Raw genomic sequence first — 16,686 nt, forward strand, 5'->3', positions numbered from 1 at the left:
CCGTACGGCGGCGTCCCCGAAGGGTACGCGGCTCCTCCGCGCCCCTGGGGCCCGGAGGACGAACTGTCAGTTTCACGACTCAAAGCAGGTTCTCCCGATTGGCTCCGCCGCCCGTACTTCCCCCATGCCGCAGGCCAGGGGACGGCTCGGCGCGCGAACCACCATACTGGCCGCCGCCGGCACACACCCCGCGACCGGGGGAAAGGACGGTGCGACCACCGGGCGGCCAGGGGGCATTACGGGATCGGAGGTGGCACATTACTTGCCAGGTCTGCCGCTGCCGACGCCCGGTTGGGGCGACCGCGACATGGTGGCACAGATCACAGCGATCGCCATCCCGCCCAGCAGGAAAAGGGTGAGGCCCAGTTCGTCGCCGAAGACATAGTCACCCTCCGGTCTGCCACCCAGCAGAAGAACGACCGAAATCAGCCAGCCCGCCGCGGGTGCCAGCGCGCCGAGCTGGGTGCCGAAGAGGCAGCGTCCGCCGTAGAACAGTCCCGCGCAGGCGAGCAGCGCAAGCAGCAATCCGCCGGGGAACCAGGCGGCTTGGACGAGTGCCCCGGCGATGCCGACGAGCGCGCCGAGGACCGCGAGGCCCACATAGGCGGCGATCCGCCCGGGGTTGAGGGGTGCGGCGAGGCCGGTGGGCCGGATGTCCCCGGGGGGCGGGCCGGGGCGCGAGGCGCGCTGCTTTCCGCCGCTCATCGCTCCGCTCCCGGTACCCCGGCGAACAGATCGTCCTCGCGCGCCCCTTGCGGGGCCCCCGAGGCGCCCTGCGCCAACTCGTAGTACTCGGTGGTGAGGAGCGGCTGGCCGAGATCGTTGGAGAGGGCGAAGAACGGGCCGTCCACCGAGATCTGTGTGGCGTGGGCCCGCATCGCCGCGGCCTTGGCCGCCGCGTGGGCGGAGCCGTCGATCTGCGCGGTGATCCCCAGGTCGTCGACGACACCCGGGACGTCGTCGATGGCGGCGATCCCCGGGAAGGCGTCCGGCGCCGTGTCCCGCAGACGCGCGAAGCCCTCTTCGGCGACCGGACGCGGCACCCGGTTCCAGTAGATCTTGGCCACGGTGTGCACCGCACCCGCTCCGGTGCGGTACGCGGGATCGGCGGCGAGTTCCGCCGCGCGCATCGCGACACGGTGCGCCTGGACGTGGTCGGGGTGCCCGTAGCCGCCGTCGGGGTCGTAGGTGACGAGGACCTGCGGGCGCACCGAGCGGATCACCTGCACGAGGTACCCGGCTGCTTCGTCCACGTCGGCGCTCCAGAAGGCGCCGGGGCGGTCGTTCTGCTCGGAGCCCATCATTCCGGAGTCGCGGAAGCGGCCCGGGCCGCCGAGGAGGCGGTGGTCGGTGACCCCGAGTTCCTTCATCGCGGCGGCGAGTTCGCCCCGGCGGTACGGCCCCAGGGTGTCGTCCCGGTCTGCCGTGAGATGGGCGAGCGCGGGCGGGATGACCTCGCCCTCCTCGCCGAGCGTGCAGGTCACCAGGGTGACCTGGGCACCTTCGGCGGCGTACCTGGCCATGGTGACGCCGTTGTTGATCGACTCGTCGTCCGGGTGCGCGTGCACCAGGAGAAGACGCCGGGCGGGATGGTCCGTCATGGGGACCACCCTACGAGCCGGACGCACCCCGCTCTGCCGCCGGAGTGCCGTCGTCGCCCGAAGGGCGGTGCGGCGGCCGGTCCGTGCACCCGCAAGGCAATGAACCACCCCCACACCGAACATATATGGACGAATCCGCCACTTCGGTGCGGGTACTCACCGCACGCCGCGCAACGGACGACCATCCGACGGACGACGATTCAGCGGACGCGATTCGACAGACGGCGATTCGACGGACGCGATTCGACAGACGACGATTCGACGGCAGGGCCCGGAGCCGATCACACCTGCACACGGGCCGCCGACGAACCGGGATCAGAACTTGATACTTCCGATCACTCCGGCCACATTCGTGGTCAGGTCCGAGATGGTGGGCGCAATGGACGAACTGGCCAGATAGAAACCGAGCAGCGCGCAGACCGCCGCATGTCCGCCCTTCAGTCCGGCTTTCCGGATCAGCAGGAAGACGACGATCGCCAGCAGCACCACCGCCGAAATCGAGAGTGCCACGGCGGTTCACCTCCATCAGTACGGTCGGGTCGGGGCGGCACACAGGGAGCCAGCAGGTTCATACCCACCGGGCGCTACGGATCATAACTATCCGTGCCACCGCATTGATCGGGGCACAGCAGCACGAGGGGCGCACGACCGAGCGGTCGGGGACTAGGTTCGGGCCCATGACTTCGCAGAAGCTCTCATTTCCCCGTCAGCACGCCAGGACGATGCGATTCACCCTCGGCGCACCCCGCTCGTTCACCGTTTCACCCGACGGTGAACGGGTCGTCTTCCTGCGGTCGGGCTCCGGCACGGACCGGACGGGCCGGCTGTGGGTGCTGGACCTGCCGGCGAACGGTACGCCGAAGGAGCGTCTCGTCGCCGATCCGGAGCGGCTGCTCGGTGGTTCGGCCGAGCGCCTCTCGCCCCAGGAGCGGGCCCGGCGCGAGCGCAGCCGTGAGGGTTCTTCGGGGATCGTCGGCTACGCGGTCGACGCGGCGGCCGAGTTGGCCGCCTTCGCCCTCTCAGGGAAGGTGTACGTCGCGGAGTTGCGGGCGGGTACGGCGCGCGCGCTGCCGGTGCCGGGCCCGGTGATCGACCCGCGGCCGTCGCCGGACGGGCGCCACGTCGCGTACGTGTCGAAGGGCGCGCTGCGCCTCATCGGCGCCGAGGGCGACGGGGACCGGGCGCTCGTGGAGCCGGAGGACGGACAGGTCACCTACGGCCTCGCGGAGTTCATCGCGGCCGAGGAGATGCAGCGCTCGCGGGGCTTCTGGTGGTCGCCGGAGTCGGACCGGCTGCTGGTCGCACGCGTCGACGACAGCCCCGTGCGACGGTGGTGGATCGCGGACCCCGCGCACCCCGACCGCAAGCCGGCCGAGGTCGCCTATCCGGCGGCGGGAACGCCCAACGCGGACGTGCGGCTCTTCGTGGTGGGGCTGGACGGCTCCCGTACCGAAGTGGTCTGGGACCGGGCGCGCCACCCGTATCTGGCTCAGGTGCACTGGTCGTCGGCCGGGGCTCCCCTGCTGCTCGTGCAGGCCCGGGACCAGCAGAGCCAGCTCTTCCTCGCGGTGGACACCGAGAGCGGTGCGACGCGGACGGTGCATGTGGACGAGGACCCGATCTGGCTGGAAATCTTCCCTGGCGTGCCCGCCTGGGCGCCGGACGGTCGGCTCGTGCGGATCGCGGACGAAGGCGGGGCACGGGTCCTCGCGGTCGGTGACCGGCTGCTGACCGGGGCGCAGTTGCAGCTCCAGGCGGTGCTGGACATCGGCGAGTCGGATGTCCTGATCTCGGCGTCGGCGGGTGAGGAGGCCGCCGATCCGGAGATCGGTGAAAGCCATGTGTACCGGGTCAACGAACTCGGCGTCGAACGCGTCTCCGAGGAGGTGGGGGTGCATTCGGCCGTCCGCGCGGGCGGCGTGACGGTGCTGGTCTCCCACACGCCCGAACGGCCGGGGGCCCGTGCCGACGTGCTCCGGGACGGCAAGCGGATCGCCACCGTCGCGAGCCACGCGCAGGAGCCGGTCCTGTCGGCACGGGTTCGCCTCACCGAGGGGGGCGCACGCCGGATTCCGTGCGCCCTGCTGCTCCCGGAGGGGTACAAGGAGTCGGACGGCCCGCTTCCGGTCCTCATGGATCCCTACGGCGGCCCGCACGGCCGGCGGGTGCTCGCCGCCCACAATCCGCACCTGACGTCGCAGTGGTTCGCCGACCAGGGCTTCGCCGTGGTCGTGGCGGACGGCCGGGGCACACCGGGGCGTTCACCGGGCTGGGAGAAGGCCGTCAAGAACGACCTCGTCCTGACCGTGGACGACCAGGTCGAGGCGCTGCACGCACTGGCCGAACGGTTCCCGCTGGACCTCGGGAAGGTGGCGATCCGGGGCTGGTCGTTCGGCGGCTACCTGGCGGCCCTGGCCGTGCTGCGGCGGCCGGATGTCTTCCACGCGGCGGTGGTGGGAGCGCCGGTCACCGACCAGCGGCTGTACGACACCCACTACACCGAGCGCTATCTCGGCGACCCGGCGAAGCAGCCGGAGGTGTACGCGCGCAACTCGGTGCTGACGGACGAGGGGCTCTCCGAGGCCGCGGACGAGGCCCGGCCGATGATGATCATCCACGGTCTGGCGGACGACAACGTGGTGGTCGCCCACGCGCTCAGGCTGTCGTCGGCACTGCTCTCGGCGGGACGCCCGCACGAGGTGCTGCCGCTCAGCGGGGTGACGCACATGACACCGCAGGAGCAGGTGGCGGAGAATCTGCTGCTGCTCCAGGTGGACTTCCTGAAGCGGTCGTTGGGGCTCGCGGGGTGACCTGACCGCTGCCCGCGCGACGGCCGGTTCCGGCCGCTCCCGTCACCAGCCGGGCGGCGGCTGGGACGGGGGCGGCGGGCCGAAGACACCGGGCCGCGGATAGCCGTACCCCTGGCCGTATCCCTGCGGGTGCGGGTCGGGGGCGTCGGTGGAGCCCCGCCGGGCCAGCACGACGAGCACCACCACACCGACGACCGTCTCGAAGATCGAGGTCATGACCGTGAGCTGGTCCTCGGTCGGCAGATCACCGAAGTGGTCGAGCATCTGGTAGTGCGCGGCGCGGGCCACTCCCGTCACCCCGCCGGTCAGCAGCAGGGCGGCGGCGATCAGGCCGAACGGCCGTGTGTGCACGGCGCGGGGGAGCGCGCTCACGGCCGCGAACAGACACAGCAGGGCGACGACGGCGGAGACCCAGCCGGGTGGCGGGTCGATCAGCCCCTGGAGGATCCGGCTGTCGCCCACGTACCACTCCGGGAAGAGGACGGGGAACCGCACCATCCGACGGATCTCCCAGGCGATCACGAGCGCGCCCGAGGCACCCAGCAGCAGAAAGGCGGTCACGCTCGCGCCCTGGGCCGGCCGCGTCGGTGCGCCTTCGGAGACGTCGTGCGAGGGTCCGCGTCCGGCACCGGCGGTGATGATGAGCGCGATGCCCGCCGCGAGGGCCGCGAAGGCGCTGATCAGGGCGCGGGTGCGGAGGTCGTCGGAGAAGCGGGTGCTCATCGCGGACTCACCGATGCCCCAGAGTGCGGGCAGCCGCACGGCGAGCGTCACCACTCCGGTGGCGACCAGTGCGGTGGCGGCCACCGAGGCCCGCAGGGCCGCGACGGCGGCGACGAGATACACCACGAGCAGCGCCACGTCATTGGCGGAGGTGGTGGGCACCGCGGAGAGCCGCACCTCGTAGTAACCGGCCCAGTACCGCACCAGTTCCGCGGGATCACCGACCGCCGTGAAGTCCCGTACGAGCCAGCCTGCGACCATCACCGCGAGCAGGGCGCAGAGAACGGCGCCCGTGATCCTTGCTCCCCGTGTGAGTATCACGCCGGCGATCCTCACACCGTCGCCGCCCGCGGGGCAAGGGGTGCACCCGGAGCGTGCGCGAACGGGCAACCGGCCGGGGGACGTTGAAGTCCCCCGGCCGGTTCACGGCACCCGCACGGCCGTACGCAGACCATGCTGGCGCGTTCGTATATCGGACGTGCGACGGTCAAGTTGCCCGCACGTTAACGTGCGCGCGGTCAGTCGGCCCGACCGCTCCCGGCAGGCGGCGGCCCGTTGACGTCGCCCCCGTCGCCCCGCCCCTCCGGCAGGTCCACCCCCTCCGCACCCCCGTCGCCCTGACGCTCCGGCAGCTCCGCCCCCTCCTCGCCCCGGGCTTTCTCCACGACCGTCGCCCCCGGCGTCTCCAGCAGTCCCTCCGGCGGCACCACCCGCTTCTCCTCTGCGAAGTGGCAGGCCGAATCGTGCGCGGCCGGGGTGTCCGCCAGCCGGAAGACCGCCGGGACCGCCAGCAGCGGCACCTCCAGTTCGCAGCGCTCCTGCGCCTTCCAGCAGCGCGTACGGAAGCGGCAGCCGGAGGGCGGGTTGGCGGGCGAGGGGACATCGCCGTGCAGGATGATCCGCTCCCGGTGCCGGCGGGCCGTCGGATCCGGCACCGGGACGGCGGACAGAAGGGCCTGGGTGTACGGATGCGTGGGGTGGTCGTAGATCTGCTCGTCGGTGCCGATCTCGACGATCCGGCCCAGATACATCACGCCCACCCGGTCGGAGATGTGCCGGACGATCGACAGGTCGTGCGCGATGAAGACATAGCTCAGCCCGAACTCCGTCTGGAGCCGGTCCAGCAGGTTGACGACCTGCGCCTGCACGGAGACGTCGAGGGCGGAGACGGGCTCGTCGGCGACGATGATCTCGGGGTTCAGGGCGAGGCCGCGGGCGATGCCGATGCGCTGGCGCTGGCCGCCGGAGAACTGGTGCGGGTAGCGGTTGATGTACTCCGGGTTGAGACCCACGACGTCCAGCAGGTCCTGCACCCTGCGGCGCCGGTCACTCTTCGGGGCCACCTCGGGGTGGATCTCGTACGGCTCCCCGATGATGTCACCGACCGTCATCCGGGGGTTGAGCGAGGTGTACGGGTCCTGGAACACCATCTGGATGTTGCGGCGCACGGCCTTCAGGGCGCGCCCCGACAGCTTGGTGATGTCCTCGCCCTTGTACCTGATCGCGCCGGCGGTCGGCTCTTCCAGATGCACCAGCATCCTGGCCACGGTCGACTTGCCGCAGCCCGACTCCCCCACGATGCCGAGCGTCTCGCCCGCCGCGAGGTCGAAGGAGACCCCGTCGACCGCCTTGACGGCACCGATCTGCTTCTTGATCAGGACGCCCTGGGTCAGCGGATAGTGCTTGACCAGGTCGCGGACCTCCAGAATGGGTTCGCCGCCCGCGCGGGGGCTTCCCGGTTCAGCGCGCATCGAGCGTCTCCTTCCAGAAGTAGCAGGCGCTCTCGCGGTGCTCCGCCACCTCGAAGAGAGGCGGCACCTCGCCCCGGCAGATCTCCTGGGCCATCGGGCAGCGCGGGTTGAAGGCGCAGCCGGGCGGGATGCGCAGCAGGTTGGGCGGCAGTCCCTTGATCGCGTACAGCTCCCGGCCCTTCTGGTCCAGGCGCGGGATCGACTGGAGCAGCCCCTTGGTGTACGGGTGGGCGGGGGCCCGGTAGATCTCGTGGACGGGGGCGGTCTCGACGATCCTGCCCGCGTACATCACGGCGATCTTGTCGGCGACGTCCGCGACGACGCCGAGATCGTGGGTGATGAGGATCAGGCCCATGTTCAGCTCACGCTGGAGCTCGGCGAGGAGGTCCATCACCTGGGCCTGGACGGTCACGTCGAGGGCGGTGGTGGGTTCGTCCGCGATGATCAGCGAGGGTTCCAGCGCCAGCGCCATGGCGATCATGATGCGCTGACGCATACCGCCGGAGAACTGGTGCGGGTAGTTCCCGACGCGCTCCTTCGCGGCCGGGATGCGGACCCGGTCCATCAGCTCGACGGCCTTCTTCCTGGCGTCCTTGCGGGACAGGCCGTGGTGGACGGTGAACATCTCGCCGAGCTGCTCCCCCACGCTGAGCACGGGGTTGAGGGAGGAGAGCGCGTCCTGGAAGATCATGGCCATTTCCTGGCCGCGGATCTTCCGGCGCTCGTCCTTCTTCATCTTCAGCAGATCGCGGTCCTTGAAGAGGATCTCGCCGCCGCTGATCCGGCCCGGCGGCATGTCGAGAATGCCCATGACCGCCTGCGCGGTCACCGATTTGCCGGAGCCGGACTCGCCGAGGACGGCCAGCGTCTCGCCCTCGGCCACCGAGTAGTCGACCCCGTTGACGGCTTTGGCCACCCCGTCGCGGGTGTGGAACTCCACGTGCAGATCGCGCACTTCGAGCAACATGGCAGCGGGCTCCTCAGCGCAGCTTGGGGTCGAGGGCGTCGCGCACCGCGTCGCCGAGCATGATGAAGGCGAGCACGGTGATCGCGAGCGCTCCGGCCGGCCAGAGCAGCATGTGCGGGGCGTTGCGGATGTACTGGGACGCGGCGGAGATGTCGATGCCCCAGGAGACGGCCGGCGGTTTCAGGCCGACGCCGAGGAACGAGAGCGTCGCCTCCAGCGCGATGTACGTACCGAGGGCGATGGTCGCGACGACGATCACGGGGGCGACGGCGTTCGGGGTGATGTGGCGCAGCATCATCCGCGCGTTGGAGGCGCCGAGCGCCCGTGCCGCCTGCACGTAGTCGTTCTGCTTGGCGGTGATCACGGAGCCTCGGGCGATGCGGGCGATCTGCGGCCAGCCGAGCAGCACGATGAAGCCGATCACCGGCCAGACGGTGGAGCTGGTGACCACGGAGAGGAAGACCAGGCCGCCGAGGACCACCGGGATACCGAAGAAGACATCGGTGATGCGGGAGAGGATCGCGTCCCACCAGCCGCCGAAGAATCCGGCCAGGGCTCCCAGGACGCCGCCGAGCAGGGTGACGCCCAGGGTGGCGCAGACGCCGACGGTGACCGAGTTCCTGGCCCCGTAGACGGTGCGGGTGTAGACGTCGCACCCCTGTCCGTCGAAGCCGAAGGGGTGGCCGGGCTGGGAGCCCTGCTGGGCCTTGGCCAGATCGCAGTCGAGCGGGTCCTGGTCCGCGATCAGCGACGGCCAGATCGAGATGATCACCAGGAAGAGGATGATCAGCGCGGAGATGATGAAGACCGGGTTGCGGCGCAGGTCCCGCCAGGCGTCGGACCACAGACTGCGCGGTTTCTCCGCCGGGCCGGTGCCTTCGGGGCCTCCCGGTGTCTTGTCGAGGGAGGCGCCCTCCTCCAGGGCGAGATCCATCACACCTCCCGCTCCGGCCGACGAGATCGCCTCGTCCGGTGTCTGCTCAGGCATAGCGGATCCTCGGGTCGAGTACGGCGTACAGCAGGTCGACGATCAGGTTCGCGGCCAGGAAGACCAGGACGAGGATGGTGACGAACCCGACGACGGTCTGGGAGTTCTGGCGCAGGATGCCCTGGTACAGCTGGTAGCCGACGCCATGGATGTTGAAGATCCGCTCGGTGACGATCGCGCCTCCCATCAGGGCGCCCACGTCCGTGCCGATGAAGGTGACGACCGGGATCAGGGAGTTGCGCAGCAGGTGCCGGATGACCACGCGGCGGCGGGGCAGTCCCTTGGCGACGGCGGTACGGACGTAGTCGGCGCGGGCGTTCTCGGCGATCGAGGTCCGGGTGAGCCGGGTGACGTAGGCGAGGGAGACCGAGGCGAGGACGAGCCCGGGAACGATGAGTTCGTCGACGGGGGCCTCCGGTGACACGGAGGGCTTGATGACGCCCCACTCCACTCCGAGGAGGAGCTGGAGCAGCAGGCCGGTGACGAAGGTCGGGATGGAGATGACGACCAGGGTCAGGATGAGCACGCCGGTGTCGACGGGGCGGCCGCGGCGCAGACCGGTGACGACACCGAGGCTGATGCCGATGACGATCTCGAAGACGATCGCGACGATGGTGAGCCGGATCGTGATGGGGAAGGCGGTGGCCATCAGCTCGGTGACCTTCTGCCCGTTGAACGCGGTGCCGAAGTCGCCGGTGAAGACGTTCCCCATGTAGGTGGCGTATTGCTGCCAGACGGGCTTGTCGAGGCCGAAGTCCGCTCGGAGTCGGGCCGCGGTCGACGGATCGCACTGGCGTTCGCCGCAGAGACCCGCGATGGGGTCACCCATCACGTTCACCATGAGGAAGATCAGGAGCGTGGTGCCGAAGAAGACCGGGATCATCTGCAGCAGCCGCCGGATCACATAACGTCCCATGAAGGGCTCCGGGGGTCGCGGGGACGGCGGCGCGGGGCCGGGTGATGACGCGCCGCGGGGATGCGGAAGCCGGGCGCCGGTGCCAGGAAGGCACCGGCCGCCCGGCCTCGACGGGTCACTTGACCTTGATCTGCTCGTACACGGGGACGCTGAACTGGTTCAGCGACACGTTGGTGACCCGGTCCGAGTAGCCGGCGCTGCCGTTCTGGTACCAGAGCGGGATGACGGGCATCTGCTGGACCATCACCCGCTCCGCGTCCTGGAAGGTCGTGACGGCCTTGGCCTTGTCGGACTCGGCGTTGGCCTTGTTGACGAGGTCGTCGAACTTCTTGTTGCTCCACTTGCCGTCGTTGGACGAGGCGTTGGTGTAGTACACCGGCTGGAGGAAGTTCTGGATCAGCGGGTAGTCCATCTGCCAGCCGGCCCGCCAGGCACCGGTCAGCTTCTGCTGGGAGACCTGGCTGCGGAAGTCGGCGAAGGTGCCGACCGGCCCGCCGACGCACGCCTTGTTGTTGCCCAGCACCCTGTTGATGCTGTTGCAGACCGCGTCGACCCACTCCTTGTGGGAGCCGGTGTCCGCGTTGTACGAGATCTTGAGCTGGCCGCCGGGGATGCCGCCGCCCTCCTGGATCAGCTTCTTGGCGTTCGCCGCGTTGTACTCGCAGGGCGCGCCGCACAGTCCCTTCTTGAAACCGCCCTCCGCGCCGAGGACGGGCGAGGTCCAGTCCGAGGCGGGGGTGCGGGTCTTCTGGAAGATCTGATCGGTGATCTGCTCGCGGTTGATCGCCATCGACAGGCCCTGCCGGACCTTGATGCCCCCGGGGGTGTCCCACTTCTTGTCGTAGAAGGGGAAGGAGAGGGTCTGGATGATGCCGGCCGGGGTGTTGATGTACCGGTCGCCGAGGTCCGACGCGACGTTCTTCAGCTGCGAGGCGGGCACGTCGTCGACGAGATCGAGATTGCCGGCCGTCAGGTCGGTGTAGGCGGTGTTGTTGTCGGTGTAGACCTTGAGGTCGATGCCGCCGTTCTGCGCCTTGTCGTTCCCCGGGTACCCGTCCCACTTGCGCAGGTTCATCGACGAGCCCTTGGCGTACGAGTCGATGGTGTACGGACCATTGCCGACCGGCTTGGACAGCCAGGCGGCGTGGTCGGTGAAGAAGGCCCTGGGCAGCGGCGCGAAGGCCGGGTAGCCGAGGGTGTCCGGCCAGAGGGAGAACTTCTGGGACAGCTTGACCTTGAAGGTCCTGTCGTCGACGAGCTTGAGGCCGGAGAGCGTGTTCGCGCTCGCCGAGCCGGTGTCGGGGTGGACCTTGTCGTATCCGTCGATGTACCCGAAGAAGTAGGCGTTCTTCTGATTGTTCTTCAGCAGGGCCCCGTAGTTCCAGGCGTCCACGAACGACTTCGCGGTGACCTTCTCGCCGTTGCTGAAGGTCCAGCCGTCCTTCACGGTGATCGTGAAGTTCTGGTTGTCCTTGGTCTCGATCTTCTCGGCGAGCATGTCGGTGGCCGCGCCGGTCTTCGGGTCGTACCTCTTGAGCCCCCGGAAGATCATGTCGAGGACCTTGCCGCCCTGCACCTCGTTGGTGTTCGCGGGCTCCAGCGGGTTCTGCGGGTCACCCCAGGAGGAGCTCACGATTCCGTTGGCACCGCCGCCACCACCACCGCCGCCCCCTCCGCCGCATGCCGTCGCCGCGAGGGCGACGGCCACCGCACATGCGGCCCACTTGACCTGTGTGGCTCCGCGCATGGAGTGCCTCCTCTAGGTCTTCATCACACGTAGAGCCCAATATCACCTCATAACGACATCAATGCACCCTATCTACGCCCGTACGTGTGCATGTGTCACGGATCCGGGTGCTCCGTGCGACGAAAAGACGGCCCGCGCCGGCGCGGCACGGGCCGAAGGTGGCCGGGGCGGCCGCCTGACGGCCCACCAGGCCGCATGGCGAAAAAGGGGGCCGAGCGGCGCCCGCAGGGCCGCACCGCCCGCCCCACGGGCCCGTGACGACCCTCGGGCGCGCGACGGCCGCACGCCGCCGGACCGGCACCCGGCCGGGGCAAAGTCACGAGAGCGTCCGCACCCCACCGCCAAAGCTCAATAACCCCTCAAGTCCCATGCATTACGGCGAACTTACTCGCCAGAATGTGACGCGTACCGCACAAGAACACCTCGGATCCGGAGGATCTACGTGAAGCTTGTCCTGAGCACCGTTCTCACCACCGCGCTGCTGAGCGCCGGTGTCGTGGCGGTGTCCGCCGGCTCGGCCGCGGCCGGCACCAAGTGCGACGACTCCCCCATCTACTCGATCGGGAACAAGAAGACCGTCTGGCGCGCGACCAATGTGCACAGCGACTGGGCGAAGCCGGGTGTGACCATCAGCTACGCCAAGAACAAGACCGGGACGTGGACGGCCACCGGCACCGCGACCGTGGGCGCCGAGGCCGGTGTCATCTTCGCGAAGGCCTCGACCTCGTTCAGCGTCTCCGTCGGCAAGTCCTGGTCGAAGTCCGACACCTGGACCTACGCGGCGACCGTCAAGAAGAAGAAGGGCAAGAGCCGCGGTCGCCTGATGATGTACCACCAGGCCAAGGGCTTCAGCGTCACCAAGTACCGCCTGGAGCCGAAGGCCGGCGGTGGCTGCAAGAAGGTGAAGGTCTGGAAGAAGTCCAACAACGTCGCCCCGGTCAAGAAGAGCACCAACCTGTGGGGCATCCAGTACGCGTGACGCTCGCACCACAGGCATGATCCACCGTCAGACAAGCGGAGGGTGACGGTGGGCCGGTCATGACGAAAGGCCCGGAACCAGTGGTTCCGGGCCTTTCACGTCACACCTTCGTCCTACGACGCGGCGCCGACGACGTCCTTCTCCTCGGCGAAGTGGCAGGCCGACTCGTGCGCGGCCGGCGTGTCCGACACCTTGAAGCGCTCGGGGACCGCCAGCAGCGGAACCTCCGTGGCGCACTTGTCCTGGGCCTTCCAGCAACGCGTACGGAAGCGGCAGCCCGACGGCGGGTTCGCCGGCGACGGGACGTCACCGGAGAGGATGATCCGCTCGCGGCGGTCGCGGGCCTCGGGGTCCGGAACCGGAACCGCCGACAGCAGCGCCTGGGTGTAGGGGTGCGTCGGGTGGTCGTAGATCTCCGTGTCCGTACCGATCTCGGCCATCTTGCCGAGGTACATCACACCGACCCGGTCCGAGATGTGCCGGACGATCGACAGGTCGTGCGCGATGAAGAGGTAGGAGAGGTTGAACTCGTCCTGGAGCTTCTCCATCAGGTTGATGACCTGTGCCTGCACCGACACGTCGAGCGCGGAGACCGGCTCGTCGCAGATGATGATCTCCGGGTTGAGCGCGAGGCCGCGGGCGATGCCGATGCGCTGGCGCTGGCCGCCGGAGAACTGGTGCGGGTAGCGGTTGATGTACTCCGGGTTGAGACCCACGACGTCCAGCAGGTCCTGCACCCGGCGGCGCCGGTCGCCCTTCGGAGCCACCTCGGGGTGGATCTCGAAGGTCTCCCCGATGATGTCGCCGACCGTCATGCGCGGGTTCAGCGAGGTGTACGGGTCCTGGAACACCATCTGGATGTTGCGGCGCACGGCCTTCAGCGCGCGGCCGGACAGCTTGGTGATGTCCTGGCCCTTGTAGAAGACCTCGCCGGCGGTGGCCCGCTCCAGCGTCATCAGGAGCTTGGCGACGGTGGACTTGCCGCAGCCGGACTCACCCACGATGCCCAGCGTCTCGCCCTGGTACAGGTCGAACGAGATGCCGTCCACGGCCTTGACCGCGCCGACCTGCTTCTTGAACAGGATGCCCTGGGTCAGCGGGAAGTGCTTGACCAGGTTGCGCACCTGGAGGATGGGCTCGCCCTTCGACACCGGTGCGTCGATCGCGGCGACCGCCTCCTCCTCGGTGGCGGCGTCGACCGTCTCCACTTCGGTGACGTTCGGGGTGGCGTCCACGGACTCCTTCGAGATGTCAGCCATGGATCGTCTCCTTCCAGAAGTGGCAGGCGCTGCCGCGGCCGACCAGCTCGGTGCCGTCCTGCTCGGTCACCGGACGCAGCGCCGGAATCTCCGTGCGGCAGATGTCCTGGGCCATCGTGCAGCGCGGGTTGAAGGCACAACCCGTGGGCACGTTGAGCAGGTTGGGCGGCAGCCCCTTGATCGCGAAGAGCTCCTGGCCCTTCTGGTCCAGGCGCGGGATCGACTCCAGCAGCCCCTTGGTGTAGGGGTGCGCGGGGCGCTTGTAGATCTCGTGGACGGGGGCGGTCTCGACGATCCGGCCCGCGTACATCACAGCGATCTTGTCGGCGACGTCCGCGACGACACCGAGGTCGTGCGTGATCAGGATCAGACCCATGTTGTACTCGCGCTGCAGCTCCGCGAGGAGGTCCATCACCTGGGCCTGGACGGTCACGTCGAGCGCGGTCGTCGGCTCGTCGGCGATGATCAGGTCCGGCTCCAGCGCCAGCGCCATGGCGATCATGATGCGCTGACGCATACCGCCGGAGAACTGGTGCGGGTAGTCCGAGACCCGGGCCGCGGCGGCCGGGATCTTGACCTGGTCCATCAGGTCGATGGCCTTGGCCTTGGCTTCCTTCTTGGACAGGCCCTGGTGGACCCGGAACATCTCGCCGAGCTGGTAGCCGACGGTGAGCACCGGGTTCAGAGAGGAGAGCGCGTCCTGGAAGATCATCGCGATCTTCTGGCCACGGATCTTCCGGCGCTCCTCGTGGGACATCTTCAGCATGTCCTGGCCGCGGAAGAGGATCTCGCCCTGCGGGATCTTGCCGGGCGGCATGTCGAGGATGCCCATGATGGCCTGCGCCGTCACGGACTTTCCGGAGCCGGACTCGCCGAGCACGGCGAGCGTCTCCCCCGCGTTGACGCTGTAGTTCACGCCGTTGACGGCCCTGACCACACCCTCGCGGGTGTGGAACTCCACGTGCAGGTCACGGACGTCGAGCAACGGGCCGACGTGGTCGTCACCCGAGCGCGCGGCCGGGACTTCGGCGGTCTTGTCGATGGTAGTCACGTACGCCCTCCTTATCGCGACTTCGGATCGAGGGCGTTGCGGACGGCTTCGCCGAGCATGATGAACGCCAGAACGGTGATGCTGAGCATGATCGACGGGTACAGCAGGATGTGCTGTGCGACGCGGATCTGGCTGGCACCGCCGGAGATGTCGATGCCCCACGAGATGGTCGGGGAGGCAAGGCCGAGACCGAGGTACGACAGCGTCGCCTCGGCCGAGATGTACACACCGAGCGAGATGGTCGCGACGACGATGACCGGGGCCATGGCGTTCGGCAGGATGTGCCGGAACAGGATCCGGGACGTGCCGGCTCCCAGCGCTCTGGCCGCCTGGACGTAGTCGGCCTGCTTGACGGTGATGACCGCGCCGCGCATGACGCGCGCGATCTGCGTCCAGCCGAGGAACGCGAGGGCCAGGATGACGACCCAGACCGTGCGGTCGGTGAACGCCTGGAGGACCACCATGGCGCCGAGCAGGAACGGCAGGCCGAGGAAGACGTTGGTGAAGCCGGACAGCAGGGCGTCGACCCAGCCTCCGAAGTAGCCGCCCAGCATGCCGATCAGGCCACCGAACACGGTCACGAGCACGGTGACGGACACACCGACGAGCACCGAGGCGCGGGTGCCGTAGATGACACGCGCGTAGACACTGCGGCCCTGGCCGTCGTAACCCAGCCACTCGGGCGAGCCGATCTTGCCGAGCTCGGGCTTGCTCAGGAAGTGGTGCACCAGGTCACCGTTGGTCGGCGAGGCGCTGGTGAACAGTCCCGGGAACGCCGTCATCACGAGCAGGATCACGATGAGGACGGACGAGACGATGAAGTACCAGTTGGTGCGCAGATCGATCCACGCGTCGCCCCAGAGGCTGCGGGGCTTCTCCGACTTCACGGCCACCGGCTCCGCCACGGCAGTCTTCGGCTCTTCGGTCGCGGGTGCGGTCTTGATCGCGTCAGGCATAACGGATCCTCGGGTCCAGGACCGCGTACAGCAGGTCGACGATGAGACTCATGACGAGGTAGACGATCACCAGGATGGTGACGAGTCCGACCAGGGTGGTGCCCTCGCGTCGGACGATCGACTCGTAGATGGTGCCGCCGACGCCCTTCACGTTGAACAGGCCCTCGGTGATGATCGCGCCGCCCATCAGGGCGCCCAGGTCGGTGCCGAGGAAGGTGATGACGGGGATGAGCGAGTTGCGCATCAGGTGCACACCGATGATGCGGCGCTTGGGAAGTCCCTTGGCCACGGCGGTGCGCATGTAGTCCGACCGCAGGTTCTCGGCCATCGTCGTACGCGTCAGACGTGCCACGTAAGCAAGGGAGAGCGATCCGAGCACGATCGCCGGTGCCAGCAGTTCGCCCCAGTTGGCGTCCACCGAGACGTTCGGCTCGATCCAGCCGAGCTGGAACGCGAACACCGTCTTGATGATGAACCCGAGGACGAAGACCGGAATGGAAATGATCAGCAGGGTGAAGACCAGGATCACGTTGTCCGTGAGGCGGCCGGCCCGGAGACCGGCGACCATGCCGAGGCCGATGCCGACGACGATTTCGAGGATGAACGCCATGCTGGCAAGCCGGAGGGTAACCGGGAACGCGTCACTGAGGACATCCGTCACCGGACGGCCACTGGCGATCTGCGTGCCGAAATCACCGTGCAGGAGACCTGTCATGTAATTCCAGTACTGCTGCAGGATCGGCTGATCCAGCCCCAGTTGATGCCGTATGGCGGCCAGGGTGGCAGGGTCCGCACCCTTGTCCCCGAAGAGTCCCCGCACGGGGTCGCCGGGCAGCGTGTAGACCATCAGGAAGATCAGCAGAGTTGTCCCGAGGAAGACCGGGATCATCTGGAGCAGTCGTCGTGCGACATAGCGCCCCATGGTGCCTCCATGTAAG

General features: G+C 68.7%; 15 protein-coding genes. 2 read left to right on the forward strand and 13 right to left on the reverse strand.

Annotated features, from left to right (window positions below):
• Positions 1 to 258: 258 nt before the first annotated feature.
• The 3 genes from ACFVUT_RS07540 to ACFVUT_RS07550 all read right to left on the reverse strand — a co-directional run bounded on the left by ACFVUT_RS07540 (position 259) and on the right by ACFVUT_RS07550 (position 2,111).
• Complete coding sequence (locus ACFVUT_RS07540; protein ID WP_389643854.1) at positions 259 to 705, reverse strand: DUF6113 family protein; 447 nt, start codon at positions 703 to 705, stop codon at positions 259 to 261.
• Complete coding sequence (gene mshB, locus ACFVUT_RS07545) at positions 702 to 1,601, reverse strand: N-acetyl-1-D-myo-inositol-2-amino-2-deoxy-alpha-D-glucopyranoside deacetylase (RefSeq protein ID WP_389643851.1); 900 nt, start codon at positions 1,599 to 1,601, stop codon at positions 702 to 704. Before mshB ends, ACFVUT_RS07540 begins: the two co-directional genes overlap by 4 nt.
• Before the next feature lie 315 nt (positions 1,602 to 1,916).
• The gene (locus ACFVUT_RS07550; RefSeq protein ID WP_389643848.1) at positions 1,917 to 2,111 is read right to left on the reverse strand and encodes a hypothetical protein; all 195 of its coding nucleotides are present in this window, start codon (positions 2,109 to 2,111) and stop codon (positions 1,917 to 1,919) included.
• Between the two features lie 167 nt (positions 2,112 to 2,278).
• Between ACFVUT_RS07550 and ACFVUT_RS07555 the strand changes: the two genes are divergently transcribed.
• On the forward strand, positions 2,279 to 4,411 hold the full coding sequence (locus ACFVUT_RS07555) for a prolyl oligopeptidase family serine peptidase (RefSeq protein ID WP_389643845.1): 2,133 nt from the start codon (positions 2,279 to 2,281) through the stop codon (positions 4,409 to 4,411).
• 42 nt (positions 4,412 to 4,453) lie between these two features.
• On the opposite strand, the gene ACFVUT_RS07560 is transcribed toward ACFVUT_RS07555, so the two are convergent.
• From ACFVUT_RS07560 to ACFVUT_RS07585, 6 genes are all read right to left on the reverse strand, one after another.
• Positions 4,454 to 5,455 (reverse strand): hypothetical protein, encoded by a 1,002-nt coding sequence (locus ACFVUT_RS07560; RefSeq protein ID WP_389643842.1) that lies wholly within the window; start codon positions 5,453 to 5,455, stop codon positions 4,454 to 4,456.
• Between the two features lie 197 nt (positions 5,456 to 5,652).
• Positions 5,653 to 6,885, reverse strand: a complete 1,233-nt coding sequence (locus tag ACFVUT_RS07565; protein WP_389643839.1) for an ABC transporter ATP-binding protein — start codon at positions 6,883 to 6,885, stop codon at positions 5,653 to 5,655.
• Positions 6,875 to 7,852: an ABC transporter ATP-binding protein gene (locus ACFVUT_RS07570; protein ID WP_389643836.1), complete on the reverse strand. Its 978-nt coding sequence runs from the start codon at positions 7,850 to 7,852 to the stop codon at positions 6,875 to 6,877. Before ACFVUT_RS07570 ends, ACFVUT_RS07565 begins: the two co-directional genes overlap by 11 nt.
• Positions 7,853 to 7,865: 13 nt before the next feature.
• Entirely contained in the window at positions 7,866 to 8,840 is a 975-nt protein-coding gene (locus tag ACFVUT_RS07575) for an ABC transporter permease (protein WP_389643833.1), read from the reverse strand.
• Complete coding sequence (locus ACFVUT_RS07580) at positions 8,833 to 9,756, reverse strand: ABC transporter permease (protein WP_389643831.1); 924 nt, start codon at positions 9,754 to 9,756, stop codon at positions 8,833 to 8,835. The genes ACFVUT_RS07575 and ACFVUT_RS07580 overlap by 8 nt, the downstream gene beginning before the upstream one ends.
• A gap of 115 nt (positions 9,757 to 9,871) precedes the next feature.
• On the reverse strand, positions 9,872 to 11,503 hold the full coding sequence (locus tag ACFVUT_RS07585; protein ID WP_389643829.1) for an ABC transporter substrate-binding protein: 1,632 nt from the start codon (positions 11,501 to 11,503) through the stop codon (positions 9,872 to 9,874).
• Between the two features lie 442 nt (positions 11,504 to 11,945).
• On the opposite strand from ACFVUT_RS07585, the gene ACFVUT_RS07590 reads away from it, so the two are divergent.
• Entirely contained in the window at positions 11,946 to 12,482 is a 537-nt protein-coding gene (locus tag ACFVUT_RS07590; protein WP_389643826.1) for a hypothetical protein, read from the forward strand.
• A gap of 113 nt (positions 12,483 to 12,595) precedes the next feature.
• Here the strand turns inward: ACFVUT_RS07590 and ACFVUT_RS07595 are convergent, their stop codons facing one another.
• Genes ACFVUT_RS07595 through ACFVUT_RS07610 form a run of 4 tightly spaced genes read right to left on the reverse strand, consistent with a single transcriptional unit; the run spans position 12,596 to position 16,670 of the window.
• Entirely contained in the window at positions 12,596 to 13,741 is a 1,146-nt protein-coding gene (locus ACFVUT_RS07595; protein ID WP_389643824.1) for an ABC transporter ATP-binding protein, read from the reverse strand.
• Positions 13,734 to 14,792 (reverse strand): ABC transporter ATP-binding protein, encoded by a 1,059-nt coding sequence (locus ACFVUT_RS07600; RefSeq protein WP_389643821.1) that lies wholly within the window; start codon positions 14,790 to 14,792, stop codon positions 13,734 to 13,736. Before ACFVUT_RS07600 ends, ACFVUT_RS07595 begins: the two co-directional genes overlap by 8 nt.
• Positions 14,793 to 14,803: 11 nt before the next feature.
• Complete coding sequence (locus tag ACFVUT_RS07605) at positions 14,804 to 15,748, reverse strand: ABC transporter permease (RefSeq protein ID WP_389643818.1); 945 nt, start codon at positions 15,746 to 15,748, stop codon at positions 14,804 to 14,806.
• Entirely contained in the window at positions 15,741 to 16,670 is a 930-nt protein-coding gene (locus ACFVUT_RS07610; RefSeq protein WP_389643816.1) for an ABC transporter permease, read from the reverse strand. Before ACFVUT_RS07610 ends, ACFVUT_RS07605 begins: the two co-directional genes overlap by 8 nt.
• Positions 16,671 to 16,686 lie beyond the last annotated feature (16 nt).

The sequence above is a fragment of the Streptomyces sp. NPDC058051 genome (assembly GCF_042885475.1).
GTDB lineage: Bacteria > Actinomycetota > Actinomycetes > Streptomycetales > Streptomycetaceae > Streptomyces.